General features: G+C 67.1%; 18 protein-coding genes. 8 read left to right on the plus strand and 10 right to left on the minus strand.

What is annotated here, in order from left to right; translation table 11 throughout:
* Positions 1 to 387: 387 nt before the first annotated feature.
* Positions 388 to 2301, minus strand: a complete 1914-nt coding sequence (locus tag ACFOYU_RS21930; RefSeq protein ID WP_377035230.1) for a propionyl-CoA synthetase — start codon at positions 2299 to 2301, stop codon at positions 388 to 390.
* Between the two features lie 97 nt (positions 2302 to 2398).
* On the opposite strand from ACFOYU_RS21930, the gene ACFOYU_RS21935 reads away from it, so the two are divergent.
* Complete coding sequence (locus tag ACFOYU_RS21935; protein WP_226742275.1) at positions 2399 to 3157, plus strand: sulfite exporter TauE/SafE family protein; 759 nt, start codon at positions 2399 to 2401, stop codon at positions 3155 to 3157.
* Positions 3158 to 3238: 81 nt separating this feature from the next.
* On the opposite strand, the gene ACFOYU_RS21940 is transcribed toward ACFOYU_RS21935, so the two are convergent.
* Positions 3239 to 3421 (minus strand): YdcH family protein, encoded by a 183-nt coding sequence (locus tag ACFOYU_RS21940; RefSeq protein ID WP_226742276.1) that lies wholly within the window; start codon positions 3419 to 3421, stop codon positions 3239 to 3241.
* A 201-nt stretch (positions 3422 to 3622) separates the two neighbouring features.
* Here ACFOYU_RS21940 and ACFOYU_RS21945 point away from each other — a divergent pair, with 201 nt between their 5' ends.
* From ACFOYU_RS21945 to ACFOYU_RS21970, 6 genes are all read left to right on the plus strand, one after another.
* Positions 3623 to 3823, plus strand: a complete 201-nt coding sequence (locus ACFOYU_RS21945) for a YdcH family protein (protein WP_226742277.1) — start codon at positions 3623 to 3625, stop codon at positions 3821 to 3823.
* Positions 3824 to 3916: 93 nt separating this feature from the next.
* The gene (gene purE / locus ACFOYU_RS21950; protein ID WP_226742278.1) at positions 3917 to 4408 is read left to right on the plus strand and encodes a 5-(carboxyamino)imidazole ribonucleotide mutase; all 492 of its coding nucleotides are present in this window, start codon (positions 3917 to 3919) and stop codon (positions 4406 to 4408) included.
* A gap of 4 nt (positions 4409 to 4412) precedes the next feature.
* Positions 4413 to 5492: a 5-(carboxyamino)imidazole ribonucleotide synthase gene (locus tag ACFOYU_RS21955; RefSeq protein ID WP_377035231.1), complete on the plus strand. Its 1080-nt coding sequence runs from the start codon at positions 4413 to 4415 to the stop codon at positions 5490 to 5492.
* 168 nt (positions 5493 to 5660) lie between these two features.
* Complete coding sequence (gene rpsU, locus ACFOYU_RS21960; protein ID WP_009763401.1) at positions 5661 to 5891, plus strand: 30S ribosomal protein S21; 231 nt, start codon at positions 5661 to 5663, stop codon at positions 5889 to 5891.
* A gap of 163 nt (positions 5892 to 6054) precedes the next feature.
* The gene (locus tag ACFOYU_RS21965) at positions 6055 to 6921 is read left to right on the plus strand and encodes a tetratricopeptide repeat protein (protein ID WP_377035232.1); all 867 of its coding nucleotides are present in this window, start codon (positions 6055 to 6057) and stop codon (positions 6919 to 6921) included.
* 16 nt (positions 6922 to 6937) lie between these two features.
* On the plus strand, positions 6938 to 7510 hold the full coding sequence (locus ACFOYU_RS21970) for a nucleotidyltransferase family protein (RefSeq protein WP_377035233.1): 573 nt from the start codon (positions 6938 to 6940) through the stop codon (positions 7508 to 7510).
* Between the two features lie 27 nt (positions 7511 to 7537).
* Here ACFOYU_RS21970 and ACFOYU_RS21975 read toward each other — a convergent pair whose 3' ends face one another.
* The 8 genes from ACFOYU_RS21975 to ACFOYU_RS22010 form a co-directional block, all read right to left on the minus strand.
* A complete protein-coding gene (locus tag ACFOYU_RS21975) occupies positions 7538 to 8035 on the minus strand; it encodes a hypothetical protein (RefSeq protein WP_377035234.1) in 498 nt (165 codons plus the stop codon).
* Positions 8036 to 8124: 89 nt separating this feature from the next.
* Positions 8125 to 8601: a GNAT family N-acetyltransferase gene (locus ACFOYU_RS21980; protein ID WP_377035235.1), complete on the minus strand. Its 477-nt coding sequence runs from the start codon at positions 8599 to 8601 to the stop codon at positions 8125 to 8127.
* A 75-nt stretch (positions 8602 to 8676) separates the two neighbouring features.
* On the minus strand, positions 8677 to 10074 hold the full coding sequence (locus tag ACFOYU_RS21985) for an NAD(P)(+) transhydrogenase (Re/Si-specific) subunit beta (protein ID WP_377035236.1): 1398 nt from the start codon (positions 10072 to 10074) through the stop codon (positions 8677 to 8679).
* A gap of 4 nt (positions 10075 to 10078) precedes the next feature.
* The gene (locus ACFOYU_RS21990; RefSeq protein WP_226742285.1) at positions 10079 to 10519 is read right to left on the minus strand and encodes a proton-translocating transhydrogenase family protein; all 441 of its coding nucleotides are present in this window, start codon (positions 10517 to 10519) and stop codon (positions 10079 to 10081) included.
* A 13-nt stretch (positions 10520 to 10532) separates the two neighbouring features.
* Positions 10533 to 11669, minus strand: a complete 1137-nt coding sequence (locus ACFOYU_RS21995) for a Re/Si-specific NAD(P)(+) transhydrogenase subunit alpha (RefSeq protein WP_377035237.1) — start codon at positions 11667 to 11669, stop codon at positions 10533 to 10535.
* Between the two features lie 68 nt (positions 11670 to 11737).
* Entirely contained in the window at positions 11738 to 12031 is a 294-nt protein-coding gene (locus tag ACFOYU_RS22000) for an aa3-type cytochrome c oxidase subunit IV (protein WP_226742287.1), read from the minus strand.
* Between the two features lie 112 nt (positions 12032 to 12143).
* Entirely contained in the window at positions 12144 to 13361 is a 1218-nt protein-coding gene (locus tag ACFOYU_RS22005) for a glycosyltransferase (protein WP_377035238.1), read from the minus strand.
* A gap of 58 nt (positions 13362 to 13419) precedes the next feature.
* Positions 13420 to 14787: an AarF/ABC1/UbiB kinase family protein gene (locus ACFOYU_RS22010; RefSeq protein WP_226742289.1), complete on the minus strand. Its 1368-nt coding sequence runs from the start codon at positions 14785 to 14787 to the stop codon at positions 13420 to 13422.
* A gap of 163 nt (positions 14788 to 14950) precedes the next feature.
* Between ACFOYU_RS22010 and ACFOYU_RS22015 the strand changes: the two genes are divergently transcribed.
* On the plus strand, positions 14951 to 15832 hold the full coding sequence (locus ACFOYU_RS22015) for a GNAT family N-acetyltransferase (RefSeq protein WP_377035239.1): 882 nt from the start codon (positions 14951 to 14953) through the stop codon (positions 15830 to 15832).
* The last annotated feature ends 4 nt before the right edge of the window (positions 15833 to 15836 follow it).

Consider the following 15836-nt stretch of genomic DNA (forward strand, 5'->3'; position numbering starts at 1 on the left):
TGAACCTCATCCGGCTAGGGGCTTGGTTCGCGGGCACACCGCTCGCGCGAACGCGTCAGTCAGCATTCACAAGGCTCATGACGCTTCCAACAGGTGCATGATGGATTCGCCAGCAGTATCCCCCTTGCGGGGAGGAGTTGGAGGTGGGGGTGGGATGACCGGGTGAGGGGTCATCCGAACCGGCTCCGTCTCGGCCTCCCGGTCTCCTGAAGGATGCGTCGGGCTCCGACCTTGCGCCCCCCAGGCTGCTGAAGCAGCTATCCCTCCCCGCAAGGGGAGGGAAAAACCGCGTCTCGCACGGCGAAGGCGCCCCCTCGCCCGGACTCGGCGGCTTTCATCCTTGCTCCCGAAAGCGGGCGCCGTCTCCTTGCCGGAGGTCGGAGAACCTCATCCCGCCAGCCCCCTCTGCTTCAACGCTTCCCCGATCTCGTCGAGGATCACCGGATCGTCGATGGTGGCCGGCATGGACCAGGACTCGCCGTCGGCGATCTTCTTCATGGTGCCGCGCAGGATCTTGCCCGAGCGGGTCTTGGGCAGGCGCCCGACCGTGATCGCAAGCTTGAAGGCCGCCACGGGGCCGATCTTCTCCCGCACCAGGGACACGAGCTCCGTCTCGACCTCGTGCGGCGCCTTCGCGACCCCCGCCTTCAGGACGACGAAACCGCACGGCACCTCGCCCTTGAGCGAGTCCTTGACCCCGATCACGGCGCATTCGGCCACGGCCGGGTGGGAGGCGAGGACCTCCTCCATGCCGCCGGTCGACAGCCGGTGACCGGCCACGTTGATGATGTCGTCCGTGCGGCCCATGACCCAGACGTATCCGTCCTTGTCGAGGTAGCCCGCATCCGAGGTGCTGTAATAGCCGGGATAGACGGAGAGATACGCCTCCCGGAAGCGCTCGTCCGCGTTCCACAGGGTCGGCAGGCAGCCGGGGGGCAGCGGCAGCTTGATCACGATGGAGCCCATCGTGTCCGGCGGGACCGGCTTTCCGCCCTCGTCGAGCACCTCCAGGACATAGCCCGGCATGGGCACCGTCGGCGAGCCGTACTTGACCGGCAGGAGCCCGAGCCCGATCGGGTTGCCCGCCACGGGCCAGCCCGTCTCCGTCTGCCACCAATGGTCGATCACCGGCACGTCCAGGATCCTCTCCGCCCACTGGATCGTGTCGGGATCGGCGCGCTCCCCGGCCAGGAACAGGGCGCGAAAGCGCGACAGATCGTGGCCCTCGAGGAGTTCCGCATTCGGGTCCTCCTTCTTGATCGCCCGGAAGGCAGTGGGCGCCGTGAACAGGGTGACGACCCCGTGCTCGGCGATGACGCGCCAATAGGCGCCGGCATCCGGCGTGCCGACGGGCTTGCCCTCGTAGAGAATGGCCGTGGCGCCATGCAGCAGCGGCCCGTAGACGATGTAGGAATGGCCCACGACCCAGCCGACGTCGGACGCGGCCCAGAACACCTCCCCCGGCTCGACGCCGTAGAAGTTCCGCATCGTCCATTTGAGCGCGACCATGTGGCCGCCGTTGTCGCGCACCACCCCCTTGGGCTTTCCGGTCGTGCCCGAGGTGTAGAGGACGTAGAGGGGATCGGTGGCGGCCACCGGCACGCAATCGGCCTTGCGGCCCGCCGCCCGGGCCTTCGCCACCTCCTCCTGCCAGTCGCGGTCGCGGCCCTCGACCAGCGAGGCCTCGCATTGCGGGCGCTGGACCACGAGGCAGGACTCCGGCTTGGCGGCCGACAGAGAAATCGCCTCGTCGAGAAGCGGCTTGTAGGGCAGCACGCGGGCTCCCTCGATGCCGCACGAGGCGGTGAGGACGACCTTCGGCCGCGCATCGTCGATGCGGGTCGCGAGCTCCTTGGGCGCGAAGCCGCCGAAGACCACGGAATGGACCGCGCCGATTCGGGCGCAGGCCAGCATCCCGATGGAGGCCTCGGGGATCATCGGCATGTAGAGGACGACCCGGTCCCCCTTGGCGACGCCCATGTCCTGGAGCACCGCGGCAAGGATCGCCACCTCCTCCTGCAGGTCCCGGTAGGTGAGGATCCGCTTCGTTCCCGTGACGGGGCTGTCGTAGATGATCGCGGCCTGGTCGCCCCGCGTCGCCACGTGCCGGTCGACGGCGTTGTAGCAGGTGTTGCAGAGCGCGCCCGCGAACCAACGGCCGTAGGTCCCGGCCTCCGCGTCGAAGATCCTGTCCGCCGGCCTGATCCAGTCGATCTCGCGCGCGGCCTCCTCCCAGAAGCCGACCGGATCGGATTTCCACTGCGCATAGGCGTCGTGGTAGCGGCTTTGGGTTGATGTCATGGCGTTTCCCCGTTGTCGTCACCGCATGAGACTTGCATGTCCTGTCGTGGTAGCAGGCATGAAAGCCGCGGTCAGCGGCGACTTTCGGCGAGTTTTCATGGTCACCGACCCGCTTTTCTATGCCGCCGCCGTTCCGGCGGTCACGCTTCTGGGCCTCGCCAAGGGCGGCTTCTCCGGGCTCGGGCTTCTCTCGCTTCCGCTCATGTCCCTCGTCCTGTCGCCGGTGCAGGCGGCCGCGATCATCCTGCCGATCCTGCTGGTGCAGGACGTGGTGTCGGTCTGGGCCTACCGCCGCGCCTGGGACCGGCGCAACGTGCTGATCCTGGTGCCCAGCGCCATCCTCGGCACGGTCACCGGCTATCTCCTGGCGGCGCAGGTCTCCGATTCGGTGGTGAGGCTCGCGGTCGGGCTGATCGCCGTCAGCTTCGCCCTGCGCCGGATCGTCGTGGAGCGGCGCAAGACGCCGCCCGTACCGACGAAAGCCGACCTGCCGCGGGGCGTGTTCTGGGGCTGGATCACCGGCTTCACCAGCATGATCGCCCATGCGGGCGGCCCGCCCTTCCAGATCTACGTGATGCCGCAGCGGCTGCCGCGGGACGTGTTCGTCGGCACGGGCGCGATCTTCTTCGCGGTCAACAACTGGATGAAGGTGCCGCCCTATTTCGCCCTGGGCCAGCTCACCGGCGAGAACCTCTCGACCGCCGCGGCCCTGTTCCCGCTGGCCATCGCGTCGACCTGGGCGGGCGTGCGGCTCGTGCGCTACGTGTCGGGCGAGCGGTTCTACACCATCGTCTACGTCCTGCTGGTGCTGGTCGGCGCCAAGCTGATCTACGACGGGGTCATGCCGCTCCTCTGATCGGCCTCCGGCATGGAAAAGCCGCCGCTTCGGGACGAAGACGGCGGCTTCGGATGGGAGAGTTTCGGAGAGGATTCCGGGTCAGTGCGCCACCGAGCGCGTGTCGCGCAACCTGGCGATTTCGTCCTTGAGATGAAGTTTCCTGCGTTTGAGTTCCACCAGTCTCGTGTCGTCCATCGATGGATGGTTCAGCGCATCCTGAATTTCGCGCTCAAGCGCCCGATGCTTGCGCTCGAGCTCCACCAAGTGGTTCTGCAAGGCCATGTCGGTCCCTCCTATTCGATCTTCCGACAGCGACATTGTGCCCTACAGAGTGTGGCGAGCGGAAGGCAGAGCCGACTAAATTCCATGCTGCAACGCAGTATCGAACGGCTGGGATTCACCTTGCTCTCGGCCATGCCTCAGAGCATAATTTCGCCATCTCGCCGGACCGCCGGGAGGCGGACAGGCAATCTGGATTTCCCAATGAACGATAAGCTCGAACTGGAAGCGGAATTGGCTCGCTTGAAGCAGGAGCACCGCGATCTGGACACCGCCATCGATGCCCTGGAGGGGATCATCGCCGGCGATCAGCTGCAGGTGCAGCGCCTCAAGAAGCGCAAGCTCGTCCTCAAGGACCAGATCAGCCGGCTGGAAGACCAGCTCACTCCCGACATCATCGCCTGAGAAAGACCGGCCTTCGAGGCGGCAACGGCCTTGCTTGGCCCTGCCGCCTTCGCTATGCCGCCTTGAGCGTATTTCTCGAGCCGGAGCCACACCATGGCGGGAGCCCCCGTTGCCATCATCATGGGCAGCCAGTCCGACTGGGCCACCATGAGGCATGCCGCCGAGACCCTGGAGGCTCTGGGCATTCCCCACGACGCCCGCATCGTGTCGGCGCACCGGACCCCGGACCGGCTGGTGGCCTTCGCCAAGGGCGCGAAGGCCGAGGGCTTCCAGGTCATCATCGCGGGAGCCGGCGGCGCCGCCCACCTCCCGGGCATGACCGCCTCCATGACCCCCCTGCCCGTCTTCGGGGTGCCGGTCGAGTCGAAATCCCTCTCCGGCCAGGACAGCCTGCTCTCCATCGTGCAGATGCCGGCCGGCATTCCCGTGGGCACCCTCGCCATCGGCCGGGCGGGCGCCGTGAACGCGGCCCTGCTCGCCGCCGCGGTTCTCGCCCTGCACGACGAGGCCCTCGCGCAGCGCCTCGACGCCTGGCGTACCCGCCAGACCGAGAGCGTGGCCGAGCGCCCCGCGGCGGAGGCCTGAGCCCATGATCCGTCCCGGCAGCACCCTCGGCATCCTCGGCGGCGGCCAGCTCGGCCGCATGATCGCCATGGCGGCGGCCCAGCTCGGGCTGCGCACCCATGTCTATTCCCCCGACGAGGACAGCCCCGCCTTCGACGTCTGCACCGAGCACACCATCGCCGCCTATGAGGACGAAACGGCCCTGATCCGCTTCGCCAAGGCCGTGGACGTGGTCACCTACGAATTCGAGAACGTGCCCGGCGCCACCGCCGCAATCCTCGGGGCCCATACCCCGATCGCCCCCAATGCCCGCTCCCTCGCGGTTTCCCAGGACCGCCTGGAGGAGAAGACGTTCATCGCCGGGCTCGGCATTCCGGTCGCCCCCTTTGCGGAGGTCTCCGGCGAGGCGCAGCTCGTCGACGCCCTGAAGACCATCGGCGCGCCCGCCGTGCTCAAGACCCGGCGCTTCGGCTATGACGGCAAGGGGCAGACCATGATCCGTCCGGAGACCGATCCCGCCGCCGCCTGGGCGGCCGTGGGGCGGGCGCCGTCGATCCTCGAGGGCTTCGTGCCGTTCGAGCGCGAGGTCTCGGTCGTCGCGGCCCGGACCGCCTCCGGCGAGTTCGCGGCCTACGACCTGTGCGCCAACGAGCACCGCCACCACATTCTCGACACGACCCGGGTCCCGGCCGGCGTCTCGGCGGCCACGGAGCAGCAGGCGGTCGACATCGCCCGGACCATCGCGGACGCCCTGGATTATGTCGGGGTCCTGGCCGTCGAGATGTTCCTCGTCACGGGCGACGGGGGCGAGCGCCTCGTGGTCAACGAGATCGCGCCCCGGGTGCACAATTCGGGACACTGGACCCTCGGCGGGGCCGTGACGTCGCAGTTCGAGCAGCATGTGCGGGCCGTCTGCGGCTGGCCCCTGGGCGAAACGACCCGGCTCGGGCGGGTCGAGATGCAGAACCTGATCGGCCGCGACGTGGAGGCCTGGGACCGCATCCTGGCGGAGCCGGGGGCCCACCTCCATCTCTATGGCAAGGCGGAAGCCAGGGCCGGCCGCAAGATGGGCCACGTGACCCGTGTTTTTTCGGAAAAAGCCTGAAACCTTTTCCAACCTGAACCGTTGACTTAGCCGACTGGCGCTTTTGTTCGGAAGACCCTGGACAGGCAAGGCTTCTTCTGATAATCCCGCCGGCCAGATAGAGGTGCGCGAGACGCGCCTCCTTTGTTTTTTGCAACAATCGAAACGGCTCAAACACGAGGAATTGGCGTGCAGGTTCTTGTCCGGGATAACAATGTCGATCAGGCGCTCCGCGCTCTCAAGAAGAAGATGCAGCGCGAGGGTATCTTCCGCGAGATGAAGCTCCGCGGGCACTACGAGAAGCCGTCTGAGAAGAAGGCCCGCGAGAAGGCGGAAGCCGTCCGCCGCGCCCGCAAGCTCATCCGCAAGCGGATGCAGCGCGAAGGCCTTCTGCCTTCGAAGCCCCGTCCGACCCGCTAAGCCCTGAGCTTAAAATAGTTTGGCCTATCGGTTGTGAATTCAGCGCCCGTCTGCGCAAGCGGGGCGCTGTTTTCGTTTGACGGCCGATCCCCGACCGCCTGTTTCATGGCTATTAAGGTTTTCTCGGCAGAGTAGCCTTTCCCCCTGAGAATTGGAGACGAAGGTGTTCGCCCCATCGATTCGCCGATTTGCCCCCCTGAGTCTGACCCTTGTCGCCCTCGGCCTCGCCGGCTGCGAGACCACGAGCCGCGGCGTCGCCCAGCGCATCGCCGTGGTGGAGGAGGACACCCAGGGCACGAGCAAAGTGAACATCGCCTCCCTGTCGAGTGTGATCGAACGCAACCCGAACGATCCGAGCGCCTACAACACCCGCGGCGCCGCCTATGCGCGCGTCGGGAACTACAGCAGCGCCATCGCCGACTTCACCAAGGCGGTGCAGATCGACCCGAACTATGCCCCGGCCTACACCAACCGGGCGCTGGCCCTGCGCCAGACGAACCGGAACGACCAGGCCCTGGCCGACTTCACCCGCGCCATCCAGGCCGATCCCAATTACGGCCCGGCCTATATCGGCCGCGGCAATCTCCTGCGGGTCCAGAACCAGTATCAGGAAGCCCTCAACGACCTGAGCGTGGCCATCCGCCTCCTGCCGGAATCCGCCGAGGCGCTCCATGCCCGCGGCCTGCTCTATCAGCGCCAGGGCCAGCACGCCCAGGCGATCCTGGACTTCGACGCCACCATCGACCGCAACCCCTTCGTGGGCGCGCCCTACGCCGCGCGCGGCCAGAGCCTCGTGGCGACGGGCGAGTTCGACAAGGCGATCGAGGACTTCAACGCCGCCCTCAACGTGAATGCGCAGGATGCCGATTCCTGGGCCTGGCGCGGCGTCGCGTTCGAGCGCAAGGGCGACCGCCAGCAGGCCGTGGAGAGCTATCAGCGCGCGCTGGCCATCGACAACGCGAACGCCACGGCCCGCCAGGGCCAGTCGCGCCTCCAGGGCGGCGGCGGCGTCGCGGGCCTGTTCCGCTGATCGCCTGAGAACATCCATGAGAGGGCCCGCGGACATCGCGGACCTTCTCGCGGGCGAAGCCGGATTTCGGCATGCCCTCGGCCTCGTCGAGAGCCTCGCCCTCCCCGATGCCTGGATCGGCGCGGGGTTCGTCCGTAACGCCGTCTGGGACGCCCTGCACGGGCGCAGGCCCGACCTGGGGCGCCTCGACGACATCGACGTGATCTTCTTCGATCCCGCCGATCCCGCCAGGGACCGCGACACGGCCCTGGAGCACCGCCTCCGCCGTCTCGATGCCGCGCCCGCCTGGTCGGTCAAGAACCAGGCCCGGATGCACCTGCGCAACGGCGACCGGCCCTATCGCGACACCCTCGACGCCATCGCCCATTGGCCCGAGACGGCCACCGCCGTGGCGGCGCGCCTCGTCCACGGCCGGGTCGAGATCCTCGCCCCCTGGGGCGTGGACGACCTTCTCGACCTCGTCCTTCGCCCAACGCCTGCTTTCCGGCACAAGATGGATGTCTATCGGAAGCGTCTGGCCGCCAAGGACTGGCTGTCCCGCTGGCCGAAGCTGACCGTCCTTCCCACTCGCGATGGTCCTTATCCGTGAGCGTTACCTGGACAGGGCCTCCCAGGCCTACCGGAGTGCGGGCCGCCCTTGCGACAAGAGGCGCTTCATCTCAGGCGAGCAGGCATCTTTCGGAAGGCTCTTCGATGAAGAGCCAAGTTCTATGCCGTGCATCAGACCCAGAATAGCAAGTTGACGCTCATTGAGCCCAACCGAACGACGGAAATGGGACATCATGGGCAGGAAGAACTTTTCTCCGTAGTCGAGCCCACATTTTTCAGCCACAGCTGACAGGAAACCTGTTCGAACAGCCTCCCGCGCGTGACTCATGGCAACGGGAGGCGTTCTCATCTCCTGCTCTGTCGCGGGCTTACAAGGCTGGTCGTTTTCACAGCGCGCGCGTGAGATGAATCGAAGAGCCAGTTCCAGCAGTTCCTGGACCCGCTCATCGGAGGGGAAGCGAGAGGCAGTCCTGGCCTGCAAGCCGGAGCTTGACGATCCGAAACCCAGCAGCACCGCCAGAGCGAGACACATGGAAAGACTCGCACGTCGATTGACGGTTGCCATGCCGACTCCATTGAAGAAAAGTCACTTAAATGAAACTCTATTTCATTGACTGGAGGCAAGCAATAAATCCCCGCGATTTCAGGGAGCCGTCAAAGATCCTTCACCATGATCGACACGTAGGGCTCGAAACCGAACGTCTCGTAGATGCGGCACGCGGGTTCGTTGGCGACGAGTGCGCCGATGAAGAGGCGCGTCATGCCCCCTTCCCGGGTCAGGCGCTCGGCCTCCTTCAGCAGCATCTGCCCGATGCCGCGACCGCGCCATTCCTCGTGGACGATCAGGTCCGTGACCGTGCCGTGGCGGCGCACGCCGTCCACCACGTAAGCGGCGTCCTCGTCGCGGGAATAGCCCATGGCGCCGACCACCACGCCGCCCTCCTCCGCCAGGACGATGCGCCCCTCCCGCTTGGCGAGGCGCTGAAGCAGCTCGTCGTAATAGGCGACGGCGGCGGCGTAGTCCCGCCGCCGGTCGCTGACGAGGTCCGCCTCGAACAGGTTGAGGCGATGGATCAGCTCGATGACCGCGTCCCGGTCGGACGGCAGAGCGGTGCGCAATGTGACGGCCATGGGAAACTCCACGAAAAATAAGGCCGGTTCGAAACCGGCCTCACCCACCGAAGGAATGTGTGCTGCGTCGGCGGATCAGAGGTTCTTCAGGATCTCGTCCACCATCTTCTTGGCGTCGCCGAAGAGCATCATGGTGTTGTCCTTGAAGAACAGCTCGTTCTCCACGCCCGCATAGCCCGAGCCCATGCCGCGCTTGATGAAGAGCACGGTCTTGGCCCGCTCCACGTCGAGGATCGGCATCCCGTAGATCGGCGATTGCGGGTCGGTCTTCGCGGCCGGGTTGGTCACGTCGTTGGCGCCGATCACGAAGGCCACGTCGGCCTGCGCGAACTCGCCGTTGATGTCCTCGAGCTCGAACACCTCGTCATAGGGCACGTTGGCTTCCGCGAGCAGCACGTTCATGTGGCCGGGCATGCGGCCCGCCACCGGGTGAATGGCGTATTTCACCTCGACGCCCTCGGCTTTAAGCTCGTCCGCCATTTCGCGCAGAGCGTGCTGCGCCTGAGCCACCGCCATGCCGTAGCCCGGCACGATGATGACCTTGGAGGCGTTCTTCATGATGAAGGCCGCGTCGTCCGCCGAGCCCTGCTTGACGGGCCGGGCCTCGACCGCGCCCGCGCCCGCGCCGGCGGTTTCGCCGCCGAACCCGCCGAGAATGACCGAGATGAAGGAGCGGTTCATGCCCTTGCACATGATGTAGGACAGGATCGCGCCCGAGGAACCGACCAGCGCGCCGGTGATGATGAGCGCGAGATTGCCCAGGGTGAAGCCGATGCCGGCCGCCGCCCAGCCGGAATAGGAGTTGAGCATCGACACCACGACCGGCATGTCGGCGCCGCCGATGGGGATGATCAGCGTCACGCCCAGCACGAAGGACACCAGCACGATGAGCCAGAATGCGGCGTGGCTCTCGGTGCTCATGAAGGTGGCGATCAGCACCAGGAGCAGGACGGCCAGGCCGATATTGAGCAGGTGACGCTGCGGCAGGATGATCGGCTTGCCGGACATGCGTCCATCGAGCTTCAGGAAGGCGATGACCGAGCCCGTGAAGGTGATGGCGCCGATGGCGGCGCCCAGCGACATCTCGAACAGCGAGCCGCCGTGGATCGTACCGACCGTCCCGATGCCGAAGGCCTGCGGCGCATAGAGCGCGCCCGCCGCCACCAGGACCGCCGCGAGGCCGACCAGGGAGTGGAAGGCCGCGACCAGCTGGGGCATGGCCGTCATCGGCACTCGCTTGGCGACCACGGCGCCGATGCCGCCGCCGATGCCGAGGCCGAGGATCACCAGCAGCCAGCCGCCGAATCCGTCCGGCGGCTGCACGAACAGGGTCGTGAGGATCGCGATCCCCATGCCCACCATGCCGAAGAGGTTGCCCTGCCGGGAGGTGGTCGGATGGGAAAGGCCCCTCAGGGCCAGGATGAAGAGGACGCCCGAGACGAGATAGAGGATCGAGGCAAGATTCGCCGACATGGCCTCAACCCTTCTTCCGGTACATGGCGAGCATGCGCTGGGTCACCAGGAAGCCGCCGAAGATGTTGATCGAGGCGAGGATCAGGCCGATGAAGCCGAGCACCCGCGCCCAGATCGGCCCCTCGCCGAGGCCGGGCGCGACGCTGACGCCGACCGCCAGGAGCGCGCCGACCACGATGACCGAGGAAATCGCGTTGGTGACCGACATCAGCGGCGTGTGGAGCGCCGGCGTCACCTGCCAGACCACGTAGTAGCCCACGAAGATGGCGAGCACGAAGATGGCGAGGCGGAAGACCGTCGGGTCGACCGCGCCGTGGGTGACGGTGGCCGCCGCGACCGCCACCTGATCGGCGATGGCCTGGGCCACGTCGGCCGCGCGCTGGGCGGCTTCGGCCGCGGCGCGGGATTGTTCGACAGCCTGTTCGGGCGTGAGTACCGTTGCCATGTTTTCCCCCTGGTCAGGCCGTCGGCTGGAAGGCCGTGTGGACGATCACGCCGTCGCGGGTGAGGCAGGTCGCCTTCACGAGCTCGTCGTCCCACTTCACGGCGACGGTCTTGGCTTCCTTGTCGATCAGCGTCTCGACGAAAGCGTAGAGATTCTTCGCGTAGAGGTTCGATGCGGTCGCCGCGAGACGCCCCGGCACGTTGAGGTGGCCGATGATCTTCACGCCGTTGTGCTCCACCACCTCGCCCGGCTTGGAGACCTCGCAATTGCCGCCGCGCTCCACCGCCAGATCGACGATCACGGAGCCCGGCTTCATGGATTCCACCATCTCCCGGGTCAGCAGCCTGGGAGCCGGACGCCCCGGAATGAGCGCCGTGGTGACGACGATGTCCTGCTTGGCGATGTGGGAGGCGACCAGTTCCGCCTGCTTGGCCCGGTATTCCGCCGACATTTCCTTGGCGTATCCGCCGGCGGTCTCGGCCTGCCTGAACTCCTCGTCCTCGACCGCGACGAACTTGGCGCCCAGGCTTTCCACCTGCTCCTTGGCGGCGGGACGGACATCGGTGGCGGTGACGATGCCCCCCAGGCGGCGGGCCGTGGCGATGGCCTGAAGGCCGGCGACGCCCGCGCCCATGACGAAGATGCGCGCAGCCGGCACGGTGCCGGCGGCCGTCATCATCATGGGAATGGCGCGGCCGTATTCCGCCGCGGCGTCGACGACCGCGCGGTAGCCCGCCAGATTGGCCTGGGACGACAGGACGTCCATCACCTGCGCTCGGGTGATGCGGGGCATCAGCTCCATGGAGAAGGCAGCCACCTTCGCCTCGGCGAGCGCCTTGAGGGCGGCCTCCTGGCCGTAGGGGTCCATGATGGCGATGAGGAGCGCGCCGGGCTTGAGGCCGGTGAGCTCGCTCTCGGCGGGGCGCCGCACCTTGAGGACGATGTCGGCGTCCTTCGCGGCATCGGCGGCGCTCCCGGCGACCGTGGCTCCGGCCGCTTCGAAATCGGCGTCGGAGAGGCCGGCCTGCAGGCCGGCTCCCGCCTGGACGACCACGTCGGCGCCCAGGCTCTTGTATTTCTTGACCGTTTCAGGCGTTGCGGCGACGCGTGTCTCCGCTCTATCGGTTTCGGAGAGAACGGCGATCCGCATGCATAACCCCGCGTCGGTAGTTTAAGCGCCTTCAGGTCTTCCCATTCTTAGCCGGGCCGCGAAGCTTATCAATAGAGGATGAGCGCCAGGACGAGCAGGATGGCGACGCCCACCGGCGCGCGAACTCCGATCGAGGGCGAAAAGGCCCCGACGGCCCCGGCGACCAGCGAGAGGATGACGCCGAAGATGGCCGTGAGCCAGGCGTGCTTGATGCCGCCGACGGCCAGTGCCAGCACGTGGCAGATGACGACGGCGGTTCCGATTTCGGCGAAGCGGACGAATCCGTTGTAGGTCGCCTCGTGAGCGCGAGAGTCCATATCCGGACTATAGCCCCCGTGTGGCGCGTGTTTTGTATCGGCCATGATCAATGCCCTGTTCAGCATCAGTTCTTGAACGCTGCGTTTAACCCATGCGGTGAGCAGCCGCAATCTTTCGGATGGACTTGACGATAACTTTGTGAAGCAAAGGCCAAGGTTATCTTATTCCCAGAAACTCCCGCCATTGCGGAAGGCAGACCGTCTGGAAGTCGTAGTTCGCCAGGGCGAAGCGGCGGGCCTCCTCGGCCATGGCCGCCGAGCGATCCTTCTCGGCCAGGGTCTCCCGCACCCGCTCCACCAGGGCCTGCCGGTCGAAGAAGGGAAAGAGGCGGCCGGTCACGCCCTCCTCGATGACCTCCTGCACCGGCGGGGTGGCGGAGGCCACGATCCGGCAGCCCAGGGCCATGGACTCGATCAGGGACCAGGACAGGACGAAGGGATAGGTCAGGTAGAGATGGGCCGAGGAGACCTGCAGCACCTTCACGAACTGGTCGTAGGGCAGATTTCCGACGAAATGGACCCGCGACCAGTCCACCGGGCGCTCGATGGTGGCGCGGAACACGTCGAGCCAGGACTTGCCGCCGGGCGCGCTGCCGGAATAGCTCGTCCCCTTGCCTCCGACGACGATCACCCGCAGGTTCGGGTCGATGTCGAGGAGGTCCGGCAGGCTGCGTTGCACGATATGCGAGCCGCGCATGGGCTCTATGTTGCGGGTGACGTAGGTCACGACCGGGGTGTTGCGGTCGAGCCTGGGGCCGTTTTCGCCGAGCTGGATCGAGATCTCCGGATCCGGCCTCAGCCGCTGGGCGTCGATGCCGTCGTGGATGACCGCCAACCGGTCGCGCAGGTAGGGCGGGAACGTATCGCGCTGGTAGCGGGTGGGCGCGACCGCCACGTCGGCCGCGTCGAGGGCGCCGAGCTGCATGGCGTTCTTGATGCGGAGCTTCCAGATCGTCTCGTCGTCGAAGGACGAGTATTCCGGATCGAAGTCGAGATCCTGGCCCTTGGCCGCGTAGTAGTATTCGAAATAGGCCACGTGCCGGGCCTCGGGCCAGATGTCCTTCAGGAACAGGTTCTCGCCCCAGCCCGTATTGACCACCACCACGTCCGGCCGGAAGCCCGCATCGGCCAGGGACCTGGCCTTGTGGGCCACGCCGTAGGCCCGCCGCAGGCGGGGAACGACCGGGGAGTACCGGTTCTTGAAGGGGGCGTCTTCGGGACCGGGCACGGCCGCGTAGGGATGGTAGGTCACGCCCGGCAGGGCGCAGGACTTGACCATGCCCAAAGCCGCCACCTCGTGCCCTTCCTGGGCGAAGGTCGCGGCCAGACGCCCGAACTGGCCCGGAAAATTCTGGTGGACGAAAAGGATCTTCATGGCTGCCCCCTGACCTGCCGTGAGGCTTTAGGGTCAGTCGGGGCGCCACGCAACTTCGTTACGTCGGCAGCGGCAGGCCTGCGGCGGTCAGAACCTCCTTCTGCCGGGAGGCGAGCCCTTCGAGGGAGAACCTCTCGATCTCGGCCTCGAACAGCTCGTGGTAGTTCAGCTCCGCCTTGAGGTGGAGGAAGACGGCGCCGAGGCCCACCGCGGCGCGGTCCATGAAGACGAATTCGCGCGGCACCGTCACCGGCCCCTTCTCCTTGAGGGCCTTGTGCACCTCGAAGGCCTGGCGGCGGCCGTATTCGCCGGGCTTCACCCCGTCGGCCACCGTGCGGATGCGGTTGTCGAGGAGCGGCGCATAGATGAAGCGCGCCCAGATGTTGAGGATGTCGATGAGCTCGTTCGACAGGTTCTTGAAGCCCCAGGTCTCGTAGGCGTGCACGATGCGCGCCCGGTCGTCCTGCTGGAGCCCGCGATAGAGATCGACCACGCCGCCGACGAAGCGGGGATGGAAGATGCGGATGCAGCCGTAGTCGAGAAGGTTGATCCCCCTCGCCTCTCCGCCCTCGGAGAAGACCGTGTAGTTGCCCAGATGCGGGTCGCCGTGAATGACGGCCGCATGGCTGAAGGGGTGCCACCAGGCCTTGAACATGGCAATCGCCAGCCGGTTGCGGATCTCGGTCGGGCTTTCCGTGAACGTCAGGATCTTCTCGCCTTCGAGCCAGGCGAGGGAGAGAAGCCGCTTGGTCGACAGCTCCGGGTGAACGTCCGGAACCCGGACCTCGTCCACGTCGGACAGGGTCATGGCATAGAGCGCCGCGTGCTTCGCCTCGCGCTCGTAATCGAGCTCCTCCCGCACCCTCGCGCCGATCTCCTGTGCGATCTCGCGGGTGTCGATGGCAGGATCCATGCGGCGATGGACGGCGAAGACCAGTTCCAGCTGGCGCAGGTCCGCCTCCACGGCCGATTGCATGTCGGGATATTGCAGCTTGCAGGCGAGCGGAGCGCCCTCCTTGGTGGTGGCCCGATGCACCTGCCCGAGGGAGGCCGCCGCCGCCGGATTCAGGTCGAAGGAGCCGAACCGGCTCTGCCAGTTCGCGCCGAGCTCCGCCTGCATCCGCCGCTTCACGAAGGCCGCGCCCATGGGAGGCGCCTCGCTCTGCAGCTTCTGCAGTTCGGCGGCGTATTCGGGCGGCACGAGATCGGGAATGGTGGCGAGAAGCTGCGCCACCTTCATGATCGGCCCCTTGAGGCCGCCGAGGGCCTGGGCCAGCACCGCGGCGTTGGAGGCGTCGCGTCCCTCGCCGCCGAAGAGCCGCGACCCCGCCATGCGGGCCGCGACCCCGCCCATGTTGGCGCCCACGCGGGCGTAGCGGGCGGCGCGCGCGGAGAAGCGGTTGGCTTCGCTGTCGGAGTCGGCCATGGCTCGGGATCTCTCGTGGATCTGTGGAGAGCCTTAGATATGGTCCCTTGCGGCAAACGCCAGGGCAAGCGGCTGCGCCCAAGCGTCCTCGGGGCCACCGCCGCCACGGCCCCTGGCGGCTGCGCCTCTTGCCTGCCAGGAAATGCCTGACTAAAGTCAGAGAATGCACGAGGATCAGATCCGGCAGGTCCGGCGCTTCAACCGCATCGTCACGCAGCATGTCGGCGCCCTGGAGGACAGCTATCTCCGGCGCGGCCGTCCGCTCGGACAGGCGCGCCTGCTCCACGAGGCCGGGTCTGACGGCATCGACGTGCGGGTTCTGCGCGAGCGGCTCAGGCTCGATTCCGGCTATGTCAGCCGCCTGCTGCGGTCGCTGGAAGCCCAGGGCCTCGTCCGGACCGAGGCTCAGACATCGGACCGCCGGATCCGGCGCGTCGTCCTGACGGAGAAGGGACGCGCCGAGCGCGCGACCTACGACGAGCTCTCCGACGATCTCGCCCGGTCGTTCCTGGCGCCTCTCGACCCGGACCAGCGCGAACGCCTGGTGAAGGCCATGGCGGAGGTCGAGCGCCTGCTCCGGATGGGGGAGGTCGAGCTGCGTTTCGAGGGGCCCGCCGGCCCGGCGGCACGCCGGTGTCTGGAGCGGTATTTCCAAGAGCTGGCCGAGCGGTTCGAACTCGGCTTCGACCCGGCCCGGAGCAATTCCGCGAGCGACGAGGAGATGACGCCGCCGGCCGGCTTCTTCGTCCTGGCCTGGCTCGACGGAGAGCCTGCGGGCTGCGGGGCGCTCAAGGTCGGAGACGGGATCACGGGCGAAATCAAGCGGATGTGGACGGCGCCGTCCGCGCGCGGCCTCGGGATCGCGCGGCGGGTGCTGCGGATGCTCGAGGCGAAGGCGCGCGAGATCGGCCTGAGGACGCTCCGCCTGGAGACGAACCGGGCTCTCACCGAAGCCCAGGCGCTCTATCGGCGGGAGGGCTACCACGAGGTCGCCCCCTTCAACATCGAGCCCTACGCCCACCACTGGTTCGAAAAGCGGCTGTGAGGGC

Origin of the sequence: Microvirga sp. GCM10011540 (assembly GCF_042650665.1) — a bacterium.
Classification (GTDB): Bacteria; Pseudomonadota; Alphaproteobacteria; order Rhizobiales; family Beijerinckiaceae; genus Microvirga; species Microvirga lenta.

Coding starts and splice junctions, on each gene's coding strand:
- ACFOYU_RS21980 (WP_377035235.1), bottom strand. CDS start 8,601: ATGGCCGTCACATTGCGCACCGCTCTGCCGTCCGACCGGGACGCGGTC.
- ACFOYU_RS22005 (WP_377035238.1), bottom strand. CDS start 13,361: ATGAAGATCCTTTTCGTCCACCAGAATTTTCCGGGCCAGTTCGGGCGT.
- ACFOYU_RS22010 (WP_226742289.1), bottom strand. CDS start 14,787: ATGGCCGACTCCGACAGCGAAGCCAACCGCTTCTCCGCGCGCGCCGCC.
- ACFOYU_RS22000 (WP_226742287.1), bottom strand. CDS start 12,031: ATGGCCGATACAAAACACGCGCCACACGGGGGCTATAGTCCGGATATG.
- ACFOYU_RS21935 (WP_226742275.1), top strand. CDS start 2,399: ATGGTCACCGACCCGCTTTTCTATGCCGCCGCCGTTCCGGCGGTCACG.
- ACFOYU_RS21985 (WP_377035236.1), bottom strand. CDS start 10,074: ATGTCGGCGAATCTTGCCTCGATCCTCTATCTCGTCTCGGGCGTCCTC.
- ACFOYU_RS21970 (WP_377035233.1), top strand. CDS start 6,938: ATGAGAGGGCCCGCGGACATCGCGGACCTTCTCGCGGGCGAAGCCGGA.
- ACFOYU_RS21945 (WP_226742277.1), top strand. CDS start 3,623: ATGAACGATAAGCTCGAACTGGAAGCGGAATTGGCTCGCTTGAAGCAG.
- ACFOYU_RS21990 (WP_226742285.1), bottom strand. CDS start 10,519: ATGGCAACGGTACTCACGCCCGAACAGGCTGTCGAACAATCCCGCGCC.
- purE (WP_226742278.1), top strand. CDS start 3,917: ATGGCGGGAGCCCCCGTTGCCATCATCATGGGCAGCCAGTCCGACTGG.
- ACFOYU_RS21975 (WP_377035234.1), bottom strand. CDS start 8,035: ATGGCAACCGTCAATCGACGTGCGAGTCTTTCCATGTGTCTCGCTCTG.
- ACFOYU_RS21930 (WP_377035230.1), bottom strand. CDS start 2,301: ATGACATCAACCCAAAGCCGCTACCACGACGCCTATGCGCAGTGGAAA.
- ACFOYU_RS21995 (WP_377035237.1), bottom strand. CDS start 11,669: ATGCGGATCGCCGTTCTCTCCGAAACCGATAGAGCGGAGACACGCGTC.
- ACFOYU_RS21940 (WP_226742276.1), bottom strand. CDS start 3,421: ATGGCCTTGCAGAACCACTTGGTGGAGCTCGAGCGCAAGCATCGGGCG.
- ACFOYU_RS22015 (WP_377035239.1), top strand. CDS start 14,951: ATGCACGAGGATCAGATCCGGCAGGTCCGGCGCTTCAACCGCATCGTC.
- ACFOYU_RS21955 (WP_377035231.1), top strand. CDS start 4,413: ATGATCCGTCCCGGCAGCACCCTCGGCATCCTCGGCGGCGGCCAGCTC.